Genomic DNA, 17,104 nt, shown 5'->3' on the forward strand with positions numbered 1-17,104 from the left:
TTCTATCGCCGCATGAAGTCGTCTTCGAAGCTGGCCGAGGCCTCGCCCGACAATTGACGTTGCGGGGGAAGCCCTCCCCCGGATAGCGGCTCTATCGCAGACGCGGGCGCGGCATTTCTGTCGACGACGCGCCAGATAATCCCGGCGGTATCGTCGCTGACGAGCAGGGCTCCATCGCCCGCCCATTCGACCCAGGTGGGACGGCCCCGCGTCGTCTCGTCCCCGGCAAGGAAGCCGGTCAGGATCGGCACGGGCTTGCCGACCGGGTTCCCGTTATCATCGAAGTCGACATAAACGACGTCGTAGCCCGAGGCTGGCTTGCGGTTCCACGAACCATGGCGCGCAATGACTGCGCCCGACCCGAAACGCTCGCCCAAACGCGCGCCTTCTTCGGTGAATTGCAACCCGAGCGCCGCGACGTGCGGGCCGAGCGCATATTCGGGCCTGCGCGTATATTCGGTCAGGAACTGGGGTGCGGCGGTCTCGACGCGATCGTCGAAATTGTCCTTCCAGTAAACCCAGGGCCAGCCATATTGCGCACCAACCGGGACATTCGTCAGATAGTCCGGTACGAGGTCGGAGCCGAGCATGTCGCGCTCATTGACCGTCGTCCACAATTCTCCCGACCAGGGGCTCCAGGCTAGGCCATTGGGGTTTCGGAGCCCGGCGGCGAAGGGGCGCTGGCGCCCTGCCTCGAGATCGTATTCCCAGATCATCGCCCGGCCTTCCTCGGCGGCCATGCCTTCTTCGCCGATGTTCGAGACCGAGCCGACCGCCACGTAGATCTTCGAATTGTCGGGGCTGAGCAGGATGTTGCGCATCCAGTGGCCGCCGCCTGCGGGCAAGTCCATCAGCTTCGTCGCAGAGCCGCCGAGCCGTTCCGAACCCAGCGTATAAGGGAAGCTCAAAAGCGCGTCGTGATTGGCGACGTAGAGCGTGCCGTCCGCCCAGGCGATGCCCGAAGGCGAAGCGAGATCGTCAGTCAGCACGATCCGCCGATCCGCAACCCCGTCCTCATCGGTATCGCGCAGCAGCATCAGCGTATCGGCCGAAGTGCCCGCCGCCCCGGCCCGGCTCATCAGCAGGTTGGTGATCCAGCCGACGATGCCGCCATCCTCCTCGCTCTCCGGCGCACGGGTCAGGGTGACGAGAACATCGCCATTGGGCAGCGCATAGATGACGCGCGGGTGATCGAGACCGGTGGCAAAGGCATTGACCGACAGCCCTTCTGCGGCAACGGGACGCTCGCCATCGGCCCAGCCGATCGGCTCTGCGATGTTAACCGTCGGAATGAATTCGGCGTCGGGCGCCTGAAGGGTCGGGTCGGTTCCGGCGACTTCCTCGACGCTCAATTCGGCGGTGTCGCCGCGTGTCAGGAACCAGCCGATGAGAAACAGGACGGCGAGAATGGCCACCACCCACAGGGCGATCTTTTTCGATTTGCTCATATTCTTCAAGAAATAGTGCGCGGCGGCGGTTGCGGCAATGGCGCATTCGGCGATAGGGGCGCGTCATGTTCGAATTTACGCCCGACGACGACCTGCCCAAACCCGAACGCTATCGCCAGCTATGCGACGCCGCGCTCGCCCTGACCGACAGCGAGAGCGATGCGGTCGCCAACATGGCCAACCTCGCCGCGCTCATCTGGAGCTTCGTTCCCGATCTCAACTGGGCTGGCTTCTACCGGCTGGTGGAAAACGAGCTCGTACTCGGCCCGTTCATCGGCAAGCCAGCCTGCATCCGCATTCCGCTGGGCCAGGGCGTATGCGGAACGGCAGCGGAAGAAGCTCGCTCGCAGCTCGTCCCGGACGTTCACGCTTTTCCCGGGCATATTGCCTGCGATGCAGCCAGCGCCTCGGAACTGGTCGTGCCGGTCCTGCGCGAGGGCAAGGTCGTTGCGGTCATCGATTGCGACAGCCCGACCAAGAATCGCTTCGACGAAGATGATCGGGCCGGTTTCGAAAGACTGGCCGCAGCCATCGCAGCGCGTATCTGACCGGGTCGCCGCAAAGTTGCGCCGCGCGACTTTGCGCAGGTGACGACGCCTCCCGCTGCCGTTTAGCACAGTTTTAACCATATCCTGCGATACAGGTCGTCATGGACGTGGCGAACATGACCGGATTGCGCATCGGCGTCGCCGAGCCCGTTGTTGTGCGCCCGTTCGAAAGAGCGAGCGAGAACGCCCGGATCCTCCTCGCCGAAGACAACATCATCGCTGCGGAATTGATCGCTATGATGGGTCACCGCCTCGGCCTGCCCATCGCACTGGCAAGCGACGGCGCTGAAGCGATCGAGATGGTGCGCACGGCCGCTCTCGCCGGTCGCCCCTATTCCCTCTTGCTCGTCGATGCGATGATGCCGGTGCTGCACGGCATCGAGGTCGTCAAACGCCTGCGCCGTGCTGGATTCGATGACGAAACGCTGCCCGTGGTCGCGGTTACGGCTGCCTCGGCAACGGACGAGGTCAAGGCCTATCTCGCTGCCGGGATGCAGGCTTACCTCCCCAAGCCCGTTTCCAGCGCCAGCCTCGCAGCCGCCATCCGCGCATGGGCCCCGGATTTGCTCGACGCGAACGACGTCGAGCGTGACGAACCGGCTCGATCGCTGACCGAGCGGTACGAGACGCGCAAACGCGAATTGTTCGATCGGATCGACGCGATCGGCGAAGGCGCACCGATAACCCGCGAGACCATACGCGAGCTACGCGACATGCTGCACAAGCTGGCGGGGATTGCTGGTTCGTTCGGCGAAGAGCGGCTCAGCACGCTTGCGGCGGAATGCGAAACCCGCCTGTCGCACAGCGCCCCTGCAGAACTTCCTGCGGTGCTCGGCGCGTTTCGACAAGCCGCGGCATGACCTTAAATCAGATGGGCAAGATTTTCCCGCGTCTGCTCGGCGTATTAAGCGCCATGCTTCTCGCGAGCCCTGCCGCCGCGCTCGACGACATCGAGTTCGACCTGCGCACCACGCTCAGCGCGGTTCAATCCGAACGGGGCGTGTTCCAGGGCGACGATGTGGAAAGTTCGGGTGTCGGCATCAGCGCGGACAGTTCCGTGACTTTCGTTGAAGGCGAAACCCGCCTTGAAATCAGCGTCGATCCGACGGTCTTCGAATTCAGCGACGAAACACGCGGAACCCGCAAGAGCCTCGGCATTGGCATCGAACTGAGCCAGAGGATCGGCGAGACCCTCAAATTGTCGGTGCGGTCGCGCCGCGTCTCGAACATTGTCACGCTCGAATCGCGCAGCGCCGACCAGCGTTCGCTGCGCGGCGAGGTCGAATGGGAAAAAGGCAACGACCGCCTCAGATTGCGCGGCGAATATCGGATGCGCGACTATGACGATGCGGAACAAAGCGAAGGCGAAGGCCCGCTTGTCGAGGTGCAATACAACCGGCGGCTCGGCCCGTATCACTGGCTGCGCCTTTCGGCTCGCCACGATGCGATCGAGAGCGACAACGAACGACGCAGCTACGAACGGGAACGGGTCCGGGCCGAGTATAGCCTGCCTGTCGCCAAACGCCTGCGATTGCGACCGGCGCTCGAATACAGGCAGTGGCGCTATGACAGCCGCATCGCTCGCGGCGACATGAATGACGAGTTGCGCCGCGACAGCCTGATCAATCCGGAAATTGGCATCGCCTATGGGAAGACGCGCGGCTTTTTCCTCAATGGCACGGCCGAATACGAATTTCGCAAGTCGAACGACGAACGCTTCGGCGAGAATGCGCCGCGCTTCACGCTGGATGTCGGTTATCGGTTCTAGCCGGTCCTGCCGAACATGGTGAGCAGTCGGCCCTGGCCGCTCGCGATCGTTTCGGCCAGCCAGCCGCCCTTTTGGCGCTTGGTCAGTTTCTTGAGTTCGAGCGCAGCGCGCTGGCTGCTAATCTGCTCGGCAATCATCGCGGTATAGATGCGATCCGCCTGTCTCCGGCGCCTCACGGCATCGCCGGCATCGAGGAAGGATTCGGTGATTTCGAGCAGCCAGGCGCCGAGTTTCGATCGCCAGCTTCCGCTATCCTCTCCCTTTCCGGCGCTCGGCTCTTCCTCGCCGAGTTCCTTCAGCTGCGCATCGAGCCGCGCGAGGATCGCATCGAGCTGCGCCGGGGTGAAGGATGGCGGCAAGCTGTCGGCAGCTTTCAATGCGGTGATCGTATGCTGCACTTCCTTTTCGCTCAGCACGCCGTATTCCTGAAATCCGGCGAGGGTGACAAGGCCCTTTTCGGCAGTCACCGGATCGGCGTCGCGCGCCTGCACACAGGCCCGGTACACCGCCTCCCAGGCCTGCCAGCGATAGACGAAGTCCAGGCCCGTCCCCTTGATGTTCTGCATTCCCATGATGCGATTGACGAGGCCGGGCGGGGAGTTGCGCGCAATCAGGCGGATGATGTTTTCGCCCGACATGTAGAAATCGCGGACTGGGACGAGCTTGCGCATGAACACGCTGCGCAGGAAGCTGCGGATTGCCGCGACGTCTTCGCCGCGACCGCCATGTAGATTGTTGGAAATGGCTTGATATTGTTCCAGGTCTTTCGCCATTTCGGTGAAATTAGCAGCGATCGCTTCGCCATGGTTCACGTTCGCCGCCGTCAACGCAGCGTCCAGCCTGCCATTGCGCGCCTCGACGACCAGCTGCGATGCGGCATCCGGTTCGACGAAGGAAGCGAGCATCGCCGCCAGCCGGTTTTCCAGTTGTTCGCGCGTCGTGGGGATACGCATTTTCCGCGCTAGTCCCTCGAACACTTCGGCTTGCGACAGGCCTTTCTCGCTGTCGAGCGTCAGCTTGTCGGCATAGGCCGCCCATTCGTCTTCGATGAAGCCGATCAGGCCGTCGATATTCGAACCGATAAGGAAATGACGGTCCGCCGATACGTCGTTCACCAGCATGCGCGCAAAGACGCGCGAGCGCGGCACCCGGTCGGCACGGTTGTTGACGACCGTGCTGACGAAGATTTCCGGGTCGCGGGCAAGGTCGTGCTCGGCAAATCCCATCCGGTCCCAGTTGCCGAGCGCGCCGAACCGTTCGTTGGCGCTCATGCCCATGACGAATTCGAGCGTCCGGCCCTCGACTTTGGAATGCGGGTAGATCTTGAGCACGCCGAGATCCGCGACGACCCGGTCGGACATTTCCTTGATGCAATAGTCCTCGCCCAGCCCCAATTCGTCGCCCATCGCCGCCACCAGTGCGATGTTGTAAGGGTGCTCGGCATAGGGAAAGCGCGCCAGCAACGCCTCGTGAACGAGGCCCGCTTCGCGCCAGTCGACCGTCCGGATGCGCGTCCGCGCCTTGCGCGCCCCTTCCTCGAGGATCGGCAGCATTTCCTCCTCGGTCGTCAGCAGGACCGAATCATGCGGGATGAACTCGCACATGACATCGGGAATGTTGCGCCCGGCCGGTCCCTGCACGTCCTCGTGATCGGGATAGGTATTGGTGATCGTTCCAATGTCGTCGCGCATCCAGTCCTGCTGAAGCACGCGGACGTACGCAGGGTTTAGTCCCATGCACTCCCACAGGAAGACCCGCGCCTTGAGCCCGACCGAAATGCGGATCAGGTTGAACTGCTCCCAGATCGTCGCCTTGTCGTAGGGGCGGAAAAGGAACATCTCGGTAAGATCACCGAACGGTTCGCCGCGCAGGAACATCGCCTCGCAGCCCGTGGTCTTGGATACGAGCGGATGCCCCAGCGCGTTGATGAGGCCCGCTTTCAGCCGCTCCGTTCCGGACTTGCCACGGGTGCCCCAGCCGCCGAGCGACAGCGGGATGGCCGCGCGATATTGCCGCGCCTTGCGCGCGAGGTAGAGATGGCGGCCGAAGAACCAGGCGCCGGCCAGCACGACGAACAGCGCCAGCTGCGCCAGTGTGTTGGCGAAGACCGTCGCGAAATACGCCGCCGCGCTCTTGATGAGCACGGGTACCGCGATCAGAACGCCGCCCAGTTCGAAGAGCTGCAGCACTTCGGGATCGGCCACGCGCCGCGCCTCTTTCGGCGAAACGATCGCGACTTGTTCCTCCAGCATTGCCGCTTCGGTCGGCGTTGCATCATATTGCGTGAAATCGATGCCGAGACCGTAGCTGCGCAGCGCCTCGACATAGTCCGCGCTGCCGCCCTTGTTGCGCAGGCTCGCAAGCTTCGCGAAATCGCGACTGATGCGCCAATAGGTGCCGACGCGCCGCCCGATCCCTTTGGGCGGAGTGACGGTCGTGATGCCCTCGCTCGTGAAGATCCGCGTCGGCTTGCCCCGGTCGATTGCGGCGAGCACATGATCGAGCAGCGGCAGATAATTGCGCCAGCCGCCCTCATCCGCAAAATGCAACGGTTCGCCCGGCACCTTGGTCGGGGCCAGTTCCGCCATGTGGGCAGGCGGTGCGGAGATCGTGCCCGGCAGCGACCGGCCGACCGTGTGGAGGAACGCCTGCCGTTTGTCCGTCGCGGAAATCTTCCCCTCGAACAGGATGCGCCAGAGCCGCCGGGAGAACAGTTCCCCCTTCTGCATGTGCGGGATGCGCCCCTCGATCAGTTCCAGCCCGAAACCGTCCTGCGCCAACACTGCCATGATGCGCCCGACATAGGCCGGATCGTGGGCGGCGATATTCGCAAGATCGGGCAGCTTGCGACGCTTGCCCTCGGGAATAAGGCCCATTTGGAAACGGATATGCTCGGCAATGTCCAGCGCATCGGCATCGCAGTGCAGCCAGATGCGTTCGATCGCTTCACCGGCCCAGCGGCGCAAGTTCGGCGTCGGCGCGCGCTTTCTCAGGTCGTTCAGGACGTTTTCGAAATGCTCGGCGCTGCGCGCCTGTTCGCGCGGGTCGGTGCGTCCTTCGAGCGCGACGAGACGCGCCGCAGCCTCCATGCCCATGCGCAGGACGTGCTTGTTCGTATCGCGTTGCAGGATGCGCACGATGTGCGAACGGAACAGCTCGCTGCCGATCGCTTCCGCCATCGCTTCCGGGTCCGCGAACAGCATGGCGCGCACCTGCGGGTCCTGATCGATCCTTAACCGCGAGAACAGGGGTTGCGCTTCCTCGCGCGGTATCTTCGGCAAATGTCGCGCGAGCGCCTGCCGCACGGCACCGCTGCGATCGTTGGACAGGTCTTTCAGATATTTCGCGAGTTTCGGATACGCGCCGACCGCCTCGGCCAGGAACCCGGCGAGGTGGCGGCGGACGAACATGGCGTTATCCTGTCGCACTGGCGTATCGCTGTCCGCGGCAGGGGCCAGCCGCTTTTCGAGGACCGGCGCGAGCGAACCCGGCGACATGACTTTCAGCACGGCGAAGGCCTCGCACTGCGTCCAGCAATCCTCGCTCGCATCGAGCGCCATGCGCCGCGCATCGCGTACGGCGATGTCCACCCAGAAGCCGCTCGGCAAGATCCGGGCGCTGGCGCCGATCTGCTTCAACGCTGCGAAACTCGCCCGGCGAACCCGGGGATCACCGCGCCAGCCGCGACCATCGACCAGCAATCCGGCCAGCTTCACCGACAGCAATTCGTCATCGCTGTCCATTTCTCCGCGACGCAGGGCCTCGCCGGCAAGCTGGCCCAGCCGTTCGAAGGCGTGGGCGATCGCGCGCTCCGCTTCGCCGGCGCGGCGGCGATAGCGTTCCATGACCGCGTCATTGTCGAAATAATCGGCAAGCGCCTTGCGGTCGCTCGCGAGCTGCTGCTCGTCGGCCCCAAGCCGCTCCGCGAAATCGAGGATCGCAGAATGTTGCGCCGCTTCGTCGAGGGCGCTGGCATAGCGTGCATTGAACAGCGCAGCGGCATCGTGGAGATCGGTCAGATACTGCATCCGCGCCCGGACGAAGGCGAAGACCGCCTTCACGTGATCGACGAAATTGCCCTCTGCGGCGAATTCCTCGGACGTCGTCGCGAACTGCTCGATCGCGGTGTGGATATCGGAATAGGTCCCGCACAGGCGCGGCGGCAAACCCTGCTCGAGAGCAGCGACGATGCCGCACGGCGTGGCAAGCAGCATGTCCGGTGGCGTCATGCCATCAGGCATTGCACGAAATGCCGGCGCATGTCCTCCTTTTCGAGCAATGCGCGGCGTGCCGCGAGGCTTATTTCCACATGTACGAAACCAGCGAAGCCGATCTCGCGCAAGGCTTCGCCCTGTACGTTGCTGAGCCCGCCGAGTTCTGCGGCGTCGAGGGGATAGACCCGCACGTTCCACTCGGGCAGCGCGAAGGTCAGACATTCGGACAGGGCAAGCAGACGGTCGCCGGGCCGGTCGGTGCCGTCGCTGACGATGAAGTCCGCGGCGCGTCCGGCTCCGCTGGATCGGCGCTGGCGGTCGAAGCCGTGCAGCTGCACGACGCGTCCCTGGGGATAGACTTGTGCAAAACCAGTAGTGAAGGCTGTGAAGAAGTGCCGGCGTGCCTTTGCAAGATCGCCATGAGCGGAACATTCCGCGGATTTGCGGCGGGGGGCGGAGTTCCAGCCCGCTGCTGCCAGCCCGCCCTCGCGAAACAGCATTTCCGCAAGCGTTCCGGTATGCCGATCGGAACCGCGATGCGGTGCGGTCACGGCGACGGGCGAGGAGGCGCCCTGATTCCGCAGGAGGTAGATGCCGCGCCCCCGGCAATCGCCCTCCGTCTCCGTCAATGCGGTGAAATCACTGTGGCGGTCGATCTGGAAGCCGCTCGATCGGGCGGGCTGCTGCCAGGACGCTTCCGAAGGACTGGCGACTGCTTCCTCGAACATACGCTCTGCCCGACGCATTTCGCTGGTCGACAGCCGGTCGAAACCCGAGGCCATGCGCAGCGGCGGAAAGAGGGATGTCATCACGAGCACCGCCAATAGCACGAACCCCGCAATGACGGCTATCTTCGTGCGCCTGCTCACTGCTCGCCTGCATCTGCGCCCGGATCGTTCGCCGCAGGGTGCATGACGCCTGTATAAAGGACGCTCATATCGTAATCCTGGCCGAGGATGCCGGATGGTCCGATAGGCCGCCATTGGTTTATTACGACGTTCCGGCGTTCCATATCGGTTATGTATTCTTCGGGAAATGCATTGGCGCGCACGAGATCGCGGCGCTCTGCATCGCTGCGGCGGCGATAGGTGGCAATGGCCGCGGCATCGTTCAGCACGGGGCGCAACTCATAGGCGCGCACATCAATCGCCGCGACACCCTCAGCTGGCGAGAGGCCGACGATGTCCATCGCGGTAAAGGGTATTGCACTTTCGAAGACTGCCTGATCCTGCGTCGCGATGCTGTTGCCGAAGCCGCGGATATAGCGGACAAGATCGATCGGACGCTCCAGCTTTGCAGGGTTCGCCCCCGTCGAATAGATGTCACGCGACCCCACGACCACGCCGCCGTCGTCGAACAGCGTGACCCGGTAGCCATAGGACCACGCCGCACCCGCTTCCCATTCGCTCGGCTCGATCAAAGGCGTCGAAAGAACGCGCGCCAGCGTGACCGGCTGCGAGAAGACGAAGCGCGTCGCTCGCCGTTCATCGAGGCGATAGACCAGCGCCCTGCTACGCAGATGCATTCCCTCAGGCCCGACGGCGCCCGCACCGGCAGTGCCCGTCGTCTGCGGCGACAAAGACCACGCTGCCAGCGCCGCCGCAGTGGCGACGAGCGAAAGGCAGATGGCTCGCAACAGGCTGGACAGGGTCATCGCGCGCCCCCTGCGTCGATCATGACGATCGCGTAACGCTTGTTCTGCGACTGGTCGAAATATCGCAGCGAATTTTCCGGACGACCTTCGATCGTGGCGGTGCCCGCATCGCGGCTGGCGACGACCGGATCGTATCCGGCCTCACCGACGGCTTCGATCAGCCCCGCCAGCGCATCGCCGTTCCCGAGGCCGCCGAAGCTGATCCGGTCCGGCACGACGAACGCAGTGCGCTGCGCAGATACACCCAGTTCGGCAGGTTTCGGCCTGATCTGCGCGACATAGCCGGGCCGGTTGCCCAGATGCCTGACGACCGTCTGGTTCGCGACGCCGAACGGGCTCAGTTGCGCTCCCCCGTAAGCCTCTTCGTCGGGCGCGATCAGCAGGATGCCCGCCCCCCACGCCCTGCGCATCGTCATCGCATCGGCGATCGCCTGCCGCGCACCGCCGTCTGCCGCTACCCCCTCCCCGTTCGCCACGCTCGCAAAGCCGTGCACGACCCGCGCGGGCTCGCGCGTCGGGTCGAACATGGCTTGTCCGGCTATCCGTCGGCCAGATGCAAGATGCCATATCTCGCCCCCATCCGCGTCGATGCACGGCGCAAGCGTGAGGCCGAGCCATTCGGCGGCAAGTCGAACGTCGAGCGGCAGCGAGCCGCGCGGCATTGCCTCGAGCACCGGCTCGATGATGGCCCCACGAAGGAAAGCGAGTTCCGCCATGTCGGTGACCGGGGTTGCCCCGGGCATCGCGGGTTCGACGGTGCAGCGGCGCGCTTCGGCAGGTTCGTTGATCAGGCGCGCCGCAATCCGGTCGATACCCGATCGCGTCAGTTCGATTCGCGCCCCGTCAACGCCGCTTCCGCCATTGTCGCTGGCGGCGAAGCGCATTGCGAGCCCCGGAACCGCGCGCGTCATTGCATCGAGATCGATGTCCGTCGCTGCGCGCCCGGCGAGATAGGCGACCGACTCCTCGCCTCCATCCCCGACGCCTTGCACCGCCAGTTCCGGCAGGGCGCTTGCCGCACGAAAGACCTGCAAGACGCTGGCCTGACCGATCGCTTCGACTTGCAACGGGGCGGCGATGACGAGCCAACGGGCATCCTGCGTCTCGCGCAATGCGAGGCCTGCCAGCGCCGCTCCATGCTCGTCGGTTGGGTGCGGCACGACGACGCTGATCCCCCGGCTCGCTTCGGGATAATGGAGCAGCAGGTCGCCACCCTTCCTGTCCGCGCGCAGCAGCGCCACCGCCCCGCCGGGCAGCGTCTCTACGCGCCATCCTCCGGCACTTGCGCGCATATCCGCTTCGAGCGGCGGCAGCCCCGCTTCCAGCAGGCGGATGAGGTCGCTCAACGTTTCCGCAGCCTGCCGGTCGAGCGCCTGCGCCCCGCCCCGCCATTCCTGAAGATAGGCGTTTCCGATGGCCGAGACCGCGAGCCGCCGTTCGACGCTCGCCGCGACCGAAGAGTTGGTCATGGCTGCCGAAGCGGCCACTCCCCCGGCCAGCGGCAAGGCGGTCGAAAGGACGAACCCGACGAGGTTGCCGGCGACCGCGCCCACCAGCGACACCTGCAAGGTCGTCCGCATCAGGCGTGGAAAGATTTGCTTGTCATGCGCCTTGATCGCGATGAGCGTGGCGAGGAGATAGCCGAACCCATAGACGTCCGTGGTCTTCACCTCGACCGAGAACAGCACGAGCAAATGGCCGAGCACCAGCTTGTAGGCGAAGCTGATATTGAAGAAGAGCAGCAGCTTGCGCCCCCCTTCGATCGTCGTATTCGCCAGCATCGGCAATTTCAGGACGGCGATCGCGATAAGGTAGATGATCCCCGCCTCGACGAAGGAAGTGAGGATTTTGGTCGGCTGATACCATTGCAACGCGATCAGCGCAGGGATCAGGATGCCGGAAAAGTCCCACCCGTATTTGACGTTCATGTGACTGGCGTAAAGCGCCGTCAGCACGAGAATCATGTAGGCCTTGGGACTGGCGAGGATCGAGCTGGCCAGCCCCTCATAAAGGTAGGAGACGCCGCTGATCCGGAAATTTGTGAGTTCCATGAGGCCGAAGCGGACGATCGCCCAGGTGAGGCCGACCGTGACGACCATCGCGAACAATCCGCGCGCCAGCCCCGGCTTCCAGAACTGGTTCGCAAGAAGCGAGATGATGACGAGGCCGAAGCTCTGCAGGTCGCTTTGCCAGTCGAACCGGGCCATGCCGTTGGCGGCGAGCTGCTGCGACAGGGCGGGCAGCACGTAACCGTCCAGCGTCAGGCGCACTGCGATGCTGACGAGGATGAGGCCCATGAACCGGTCGCGTCCGAACAGGGCCGGCCAGCGCCCCGGCCCCGCCTTTTCCGAGAAGAACCAGACAATGCAATAGGTGAGAACGGCCTCGATAACGATCACACCTGCGGCGATCGGCTTGACGATGATCAGCGGCACCAGATAGCCCGGCACGACGAGGCCCGACAGGACCCAGCCGAAGCGCAGGTTGAAAAAGCACAGCACGAACACCCCGACCCAGACGGTCGTGATGACCGAACTGGCAAGGCCGCCTTCCGGGAAGAGGGGTATCGTCATGGCCGTCGCGCCGCCCGTACCCTGACCGCTACCGCCCGCCGCCGGCGAGTGCGGTCGCGATCGTTTCGAGCAGCAGTTGCGGCTTGACCGGCTTGCGAATGATGCCGGCCACCCCGTTCTTCCCGTGCAGCGCCATGAACTCGGGCGTCGCGGAGGCCGAGGCCATGATGACGGGCGGCGGCTCGGCAATGGTCTGCGGCAACAGGTTGAGGAAACGGATGCCGTCCATGCGCGGCATGACGAGGTCGAGAATGACGAGGTCGACCCGCTCGTCGCGCAGCACGGCGAGCCCGGCCTCGCCATGCGCCGCCAGCAGCACTTCGTAGCCGTGCATCTCCAGCAGGGATTGCAGCATCTCGCACAGCAATTCGTCGTCATCGACGATCAGTATTCGCATGTCCCTCACCCGACCCGTTTCAGCTTGACGACGAAGCGATAACCCTTGCCGACGGAGCTCCAGTAACTGACCTGCCCCTTCCAGCTCACGGCGCGGGCGATACCGCGTGCAATCGTCGCAAATTCCTGCGGCACGTCGCCGCGTTCCTCGTCGAAGGCGGCGACCAGCCGCTCGAAGGGAATGCCGAAGCCGCCGCTGATCTCCAGCCGCGAAGTGTCGCGTTCCTCGCGCAGCGACACGCGGATCGTCCCGCCATGCGGCGTATCGGCAATCGCCACGGCCATCATCGCCTCGACCGTTTCCAACAGCGCCAGCGGCTCGGCCATGGTGAACCCGCCAATACCGGGCAGGTCGAGTTCGACGGCGACCTCGAAATCGTCGGCCTTCGGCTTCACCCGGCGATAGGCGTCCTCGACGACGCGGCGGGCATCGATCGGATAGCAGACATCGATGATCGCGCCCTTCGTATCGTCGATCAGATCGGCCACGTGTTCGAGCCGCCCGACTGCGCGGCGCGAGACGTCGCGCAAGCGTTCGAGCGTCCTGACGAGCGCCGGCTGCGCGCCTGCCTGCGCCATGGCGACGTCGGTTCCGAATTCCAGCGCCTCCAGATCGTTGCGCAGCTGCTTGTCGATGAAATTGCCGACCGCGTGCCGCAAATTGGCGAGACGGTTCAGCTCGGAGATATCCAGCGCCTCGACCACGATAAGGTCGTTATTGCCCGCATTGGCTTCTTCCCGAAGCGCAGCAATCCGCAGGATTCGCTGGCGTGCGGCAAACTCGCGCGCAGGAACCGTGATCGGGCGGCGTTGGCGGACGAGTTCGCCAATCAATTGTCCAGCCGCTTCCTCCTCAAGGGCGGTGAGACCGACCAGCGCCTGTTCCAGCGTCGCGCGTGAGAGGTTCAGCTCCGCTTCGCCGTAAAGCCGCTCCATCGCGCTATTTGCGTGCACCGGAAACCCGCCGAAGTGATAGATGGCGACGGCGGTATCCAGCTGGTCGATGCCGCTGCGAAGCTGCTCCGACTGGGTCTCGATGAGCGATGCGGCACTACCGATACGCTGCTCCAACGGGCGAACGCGGCCATCCTCCTCGTTCGTTGCGAGGTCGGAGCGCCAGAGGTCGAGCCGCGCATAGACGGCGGCGATCCGCCCCACCTGATCGAGCAGCTCGCCCGCCCGCTCCTTCGCCTGTTGCGGCGTCAGGTCGAACAACCACCAGCCCGGTCGATCCGCCGTACCGATACGAGCCAGATAGCGATGACTGGTCGCGTCGCCCTGCTGAGCCGTGACGATTGGGTGAACCGTTCCGGTTATATCTGACGAAGGAAGTGTCTCGCGCATTGCAGGTTCGAAGGAAACATCCTCGGCGGTGAACCCGAACCCGTCGCGATAGGCCGCCTTGCCGTTCTCCCCCGGTTCGAGAACCGCACTCACGGGCAAACCGAGACTTTTTGCTGCCGCGGTCAGATATTGGGGCAGGTTTGCCTTTTCGTTCAGGATGCTGCGCTGATGCGTATAGTCGACGGCACGATCGAGAATCCTCTGAAGTGCGCGATCGGCCCGGAATTCCTGGAACAGGATAAAGGTTACCACCGCCAGGAAAAGCGTTACCAGCATGGCGCTCAGCGGAGCGATCAGCGAAAACACTGCGAGTATTGACCATGCGATCAGGACGATCAGCAAGGTTCCTACGACGATCGTTGGGAGCGCAGCGCGCTTCGCGTCCGACTTCGCAAGAACCAGCGGAACGGCTAGTGCGATAGCGAGCAGGGTGGCGAAAACCCACCAGGGCTGCATCCTGTAAGCCGCGCGATTGTCGAGCAAACTTTGAACCATTCTGGCACTAAGATCGCTTGCGAGCATCCCCCCGTCCGCTGGCTGCAAGGCAGTGGCGAACCGTCTCTCGCGCTGGCTCGCATCGGGCCGGACGATGGCGATCATTCCGTCCAGTCGCGCGGCGGAAAAGTGACCGGCGAGCAGTTGCGATGCCCTCGCCTCGGGAATGTTCTGATCCCGCGCCATCCGCGGATAGAAGAGGCGGGGAGTGAGCGGCTTTCGGGAAAGCGCGTGCTCGAAGGATGCGATCCGTCCCTCAGCCGTAGGAAGTGCGGCGTGCTGCGCACGATAAAGGCCGTATTCCGCTGGCGCGATCATGCTCGCGGCCATGTCAAATGGCTCAGCCGAATTGCCCGGAGCGTCTTCGTCCAACCAATGCCAGCCCCCGCCGGTCGCATCGCGGGTGAGCGAGGCGCCCGTGACGATTGGCAGGCTGCCCGGCGTCAGGTCATCGGAAAGATCGTCCGGTCTCTGGGGGAAGCCGATCGCGGCGAGGCCTGCATTCTCCGCTTCCGCGATAAGGGCCGCGTAACGCTTCGGTCCCAGCGCGCGAAAGGCATCGTCCTGCTCGATCAGGATGACTTTCGGTGGCCGCGCCGCAGTTCGGGTTGCCGCGGCGTCGAACCACAATCCGTCCAGCACGCGAAACGGCATGGTTGCGCTCGCGAGCGTCAAAAGCCCCGCAATTGCCGCCGCGACGACGACCGCCAGCGTCAGCGCGCGCGCCTGCTCCGAGCCTGCTGGCAATAATGCTGGCGGACGTATCGGCACTGTGCGGCATTTCCCCAAACCGGACCATTGCTTTCGGGCGAAGATCGCCGCGAACGGTCGGGGTGTGCCGTAATATGCCTAATTTGCCGTTAACTGCCGCGTATCAGAGGTTTCCGCCGGTCAGGCGCTGACAAATGAGATCGAGCTGGTCGAGCGTGCGGTAGGAAATGGAGACCGAACCCTTGCTCGGGTCCTCGTCCGTCTTGATCCTCACATTGAGGCCGAGAAACTCCTCGAGATGCGACTGCACGGCGGCAATATCCGCATTCTCGGGCATTTCGCCGCGCGCCGACGCTTTCTTCCGGCGCGGAGCATCGTTCTCGCCGCCGTCGCGTTCTTGGCGCACCCGCTTCTCAATATCGCGCACGGACAGGTTTTCCTCGACCGCGAGCCGGGCTAGCGAACTCGCCTCGTCATGACCGATCAAGGCCCGTGCATGGCCCATCGAGAGCGCGCCATCGGCGACGAGTTTCTGCACGTCGCGCGGCAGGGCGGTCAGTCGTTGGATGTTGGCGACATGGCTGCGCGACTTGTCCACCAGCTTGGCGATGTCGGATTGCGTGAGGCCGTCTTCGTCCGCAAGGCGGTTATAGGCCCGCGCCTCTTCCATCGGGTTGAGGTCCTCGCGCTGGAGGTTCTCGATCAGGGCCAGCGCCATGACCTCACGCGTATCAAGCGATCGCACGACTGCCGGGATTTCGTGCAATTTCGCCCGTTGCGCCGCACGCCAGCGCCTTTCCCCCGCGACGAGCTGATACTTCCCGTTCGTCTTCGGGGTTACGAGGATCGGCTGAATGACGCCACGCGTCGCGATCGAAGAGGCCAGCTCGTTCAGCGCATCCTCGTCGAAGCGGGTCCGTGGTTGTCCCGGCAGGGGCGAAATATCCGCGACGGGAACGCGAATGAGCGCGCCTTCCGCAGGTTGCGATCCCGCATCGCCGCCCTCGCCACCAATCGTCTGCTGCGCCAGCGGCTCTTCGCGCCGCGTTTCGCCCAGCAAGGCACCCAGGCCCTTGCCCAGCTTGCGCTTGCGGTCGATCGTCCCGCCCTTCACCGCAGAAAGGCGGATCGGTTCGTGGGCATTGCTCATGCGGCTTTCCTCTTCATTGGCAAGCGGGTGATCAGTTCGCGCGCGAGCGCCATGTAAGCACGGCTGCCGGTGCAATTGTGATCGTAGATCAGCGCGGGAAGGCCGTGGCTCGGCGCTTCGGACAGCCGCACATTGCGCGGAATTACCGCCTCGAATACCAGCTTGCCGAGGCAATCGCGCACGTCCTCGGCGACCTGGTCGGTCAGCCGGTTGCGCTTGTCGAACATGGTCAGGACCACTCCGACGATGCCGAGATCGGGATTGAACCGCTGCTGCACCCGCTCCACCGTCTGCAACAGCTGACTGAGACCCTCAAGCGCGAAAAACTCGCATTGCAACGGCACGAGCAGCGTATCGGCCGCACCCAGCGCATTGAGCGTCAGCAGGCCGAGCGATGGCGGGCAGTCGATGAAACAAACGTCGTAAGGCAGGTTCGCCGCCGAACCCAAAGCATCCTTTAGCCGGGACGTGCGATCCTCCACCGTCACGAGTTCGACTTCGGCTCCGCTCAAATCGACCGTTGCCGGCACCACGTCGAGCCCCGGAATTTCCGAAGGATGGGCCGCATCCGCAAGTTTCGCCCCATCGACCAACAAATCGTAACTGGAAATTTCGCGACTCTCCGCGGCGACGCCGAGACCCGTCGATGCATTGCCTTGCGGGTCAAGGTCGATCAACAAGGTGCGCCAACCCGTCGCCGCCATGGCGGTGGCGATGTTGATGGCTGTCGTGGTCTTGCCGACCCCGCCCTTCTGATTTGCAATTGCAATGGTAATCATTGAAAAGCCTCGATAATCCGGGCG

The 17,104-nt window shown here is 64.1% G+C and carries 12 protein-coding genes; 3 read left to right on the top strand and 9 right to left on the bottom strand.

The window, feature by feature from the left end; genetic code table 11:
- Positions 1 to 2: 2 nt before the first annotated feature.
- A complete protein-coding gene (locus tag GRI38_RS12375; protein ID WP_160684543.1) occupies positions 3 to 1,448 on the bottom strand; it encodes a PQQ-dependent sugar dehydrogenase in 1,446 nt (481 codons plus the stop codon).
- A gap of 65 nt (positions 1,449 to 1,513) precedes the next feature.
- Between GRI38_RS12375 and GRI38_RS12380 the strand changes: the two genes are divergently transcribed.
- From GRI38_RS12380 to GRI38_RS12390, 3 genes are all read left to right on the top strand, one after another.
- On the top strand, positions 1,514 to 1,996 hold the full coding sequence (locus GRI38_RS12380; protein WP_160684546.1) for a GAF domain-containing protein: 483 nt from the start codon (positions 1,514 to 1,516) through the stop codon (positions 1,994 to 1,996).
- Between the two features lie 101 nt (positions 1,997 to 2,097).
- Positions 2,098 to 2,856: an Hpt domain-containing response regulator gene (locus GRI38_RS12385; protein WP_160684549.1), complete on the top strand. Its 759-nt coding sequence runs from the start codon at positions 2,098 to 2,100 to the stop codon at positions 2,854 to 2,856.
- Positions 2,853 to 3,764 carry a hypothetical protein gene (locus GRI38_RS12390; protein ID WP_160684552.1) on the top strand — a complete coding sequence of 304 codons (912 nt, stop codon included), beginning with the start codon at positions 2,853 to 2,855 and terminating at the stop codon, positions 3,762 to 3,764. The genes GRI38_RS12385 and GRI38_RS12390 overlap by 4 nt, the downstream gene beginning before the upstream one ends.
- Here the strand turns inward: GRI38_RS12390 and GRI38_RS12395 are convergent.
- The 8 genes from GRI38_RS12395 to GRI38_RS12430 all read right to left on the bottom strand — a co-directional run bounded on the left by GRI38_RS12395 (position 3,761) and on the right by GRI38_RS12430 (position 17,080).
- The gene (locus GRI38_RS12395) at positions 3,761 to 7,993 is read right to left on the bottom strand and encodes a hypothetical protein (protein ID WP_160684555.1); all 4,233 of its coding nucleotides are present in this window, start codon (positions 7,991 to 7,993) and stop codon (positions 3,761 to 3,763) included. The genes GRI38_RS12390 and GRI38_RS12395 overlap by 4 nt on opposite strands.
- Positions 7,990 to 8,847: a hypothetical protein gene (locus GRI38_RS12400; RefSeq protein ID WP_160684558.1), complete on the bottom strand. Its 858-nt coding sequence runs from the start codon at positions 8,845 to 8,847 to the stop codon at positions 7,990 to 7,992. Before GRI38_RS12400 ends, GRI38_RS12395 begins: the two co-directional genes overlap by 4 nt.
- The gene (locus GRI38_RS12405) at positions 8,844 to 9,632 is read right to left on the bottom strand and encodes a hypothetical protein (protein WP_160684561.1); all 789 of its coding nucleotides are present in this window, start codon (positions 9,630 to 9,632) and stop codon (positions 8,844 to 8,846) included. The genes GRI38_RS12400 and GRI38_RS12405 overlap by 4 nt, the downstream gene beginning before the upstream one ends.
- Positions 9,629 to 12,205 (bottom strand): poly-gamma-glutamate biosynthesis protein PgsC/CapC, encoded by a 2,577-nt coding sequence (locus tag GRI38_RS12410; RefSeq protein ID WP_160684564.1) that lies wholly within the window; start codon positions 12,203 to 12,205, stop codon positions 9,629 to 9,631. The genes GRI38_RS12405 and GRI38_RS12410 overlap by 4 nt, the downstream gene beginning before the upstream one ends.
- 28 nt (positions 12,206 to 12,233) lie before the next feature.
- Positions 12,234 to 12,602, bottom strand: a complete 369-nt coding sequence (locus GRI38_RS12415; RefSeq protein ID WP_160684567.1) for a response regulator — start codon at positions 12,600 to 12,602, stop codon at positions 12,234 to 12,236.
- Positions 12,603 to 12,607: 5 nt separating this feature from the next.
- Complete coding sequence (locus GRI38_RS12420) at positions 12,608 to 15,211, bottom strand: histidine kinase (RefSeq protein WP_160684570.1); 2,604 nt, start codon at positions 15,209 to 15,211, stop codon at positions 12,608 to 12,610.
- Between the two features lie 103 nt (positions 15,212 to 15,314).
- Complete coding sequence (locus GRI38_RS12425; RefSeq protein WP_160684595.1) at positions 15,315 to 16,301, bottom strand: ParB/RepB/Spo0J family partition protein; 987 nt, start codon at positions 16,299 to 16,301, stop codon at positions 15,315 to 15,317.
- The gene (locus GRI38_RS12430; RefSeq protein ID WP_160684598.1) at positions 16,298 to 17,080 is read right to left on the bottom strand and encodes a ParA family protein; all 783 of its coding nucleotides are present in this window, start codon (positions 17,078 to 17,080) and stop codon (positions 16,298 to 16,300) included. The genes GRI38_RS12425 and GRI38_RS12430 overlap by 4 nt, the downstream gene beginning before the upstream one ends.
- Between the last annotated feature and the right edge of the window lie 24 nt (positions 17,081 to 17,104).

The sequence above is a fragment of the Parapontixanthobacter aurantiacus genome (assembly GCF_009827635.1).
Taxonomy (GTDB): domain Bacteria; phylum Pseudomonadota; class Alphaproteobacteria; order Sphingomonadales; family Sphingomonadaceae; genus Parapontixanthobacter; species Parapontixanthobacter aurantiacus.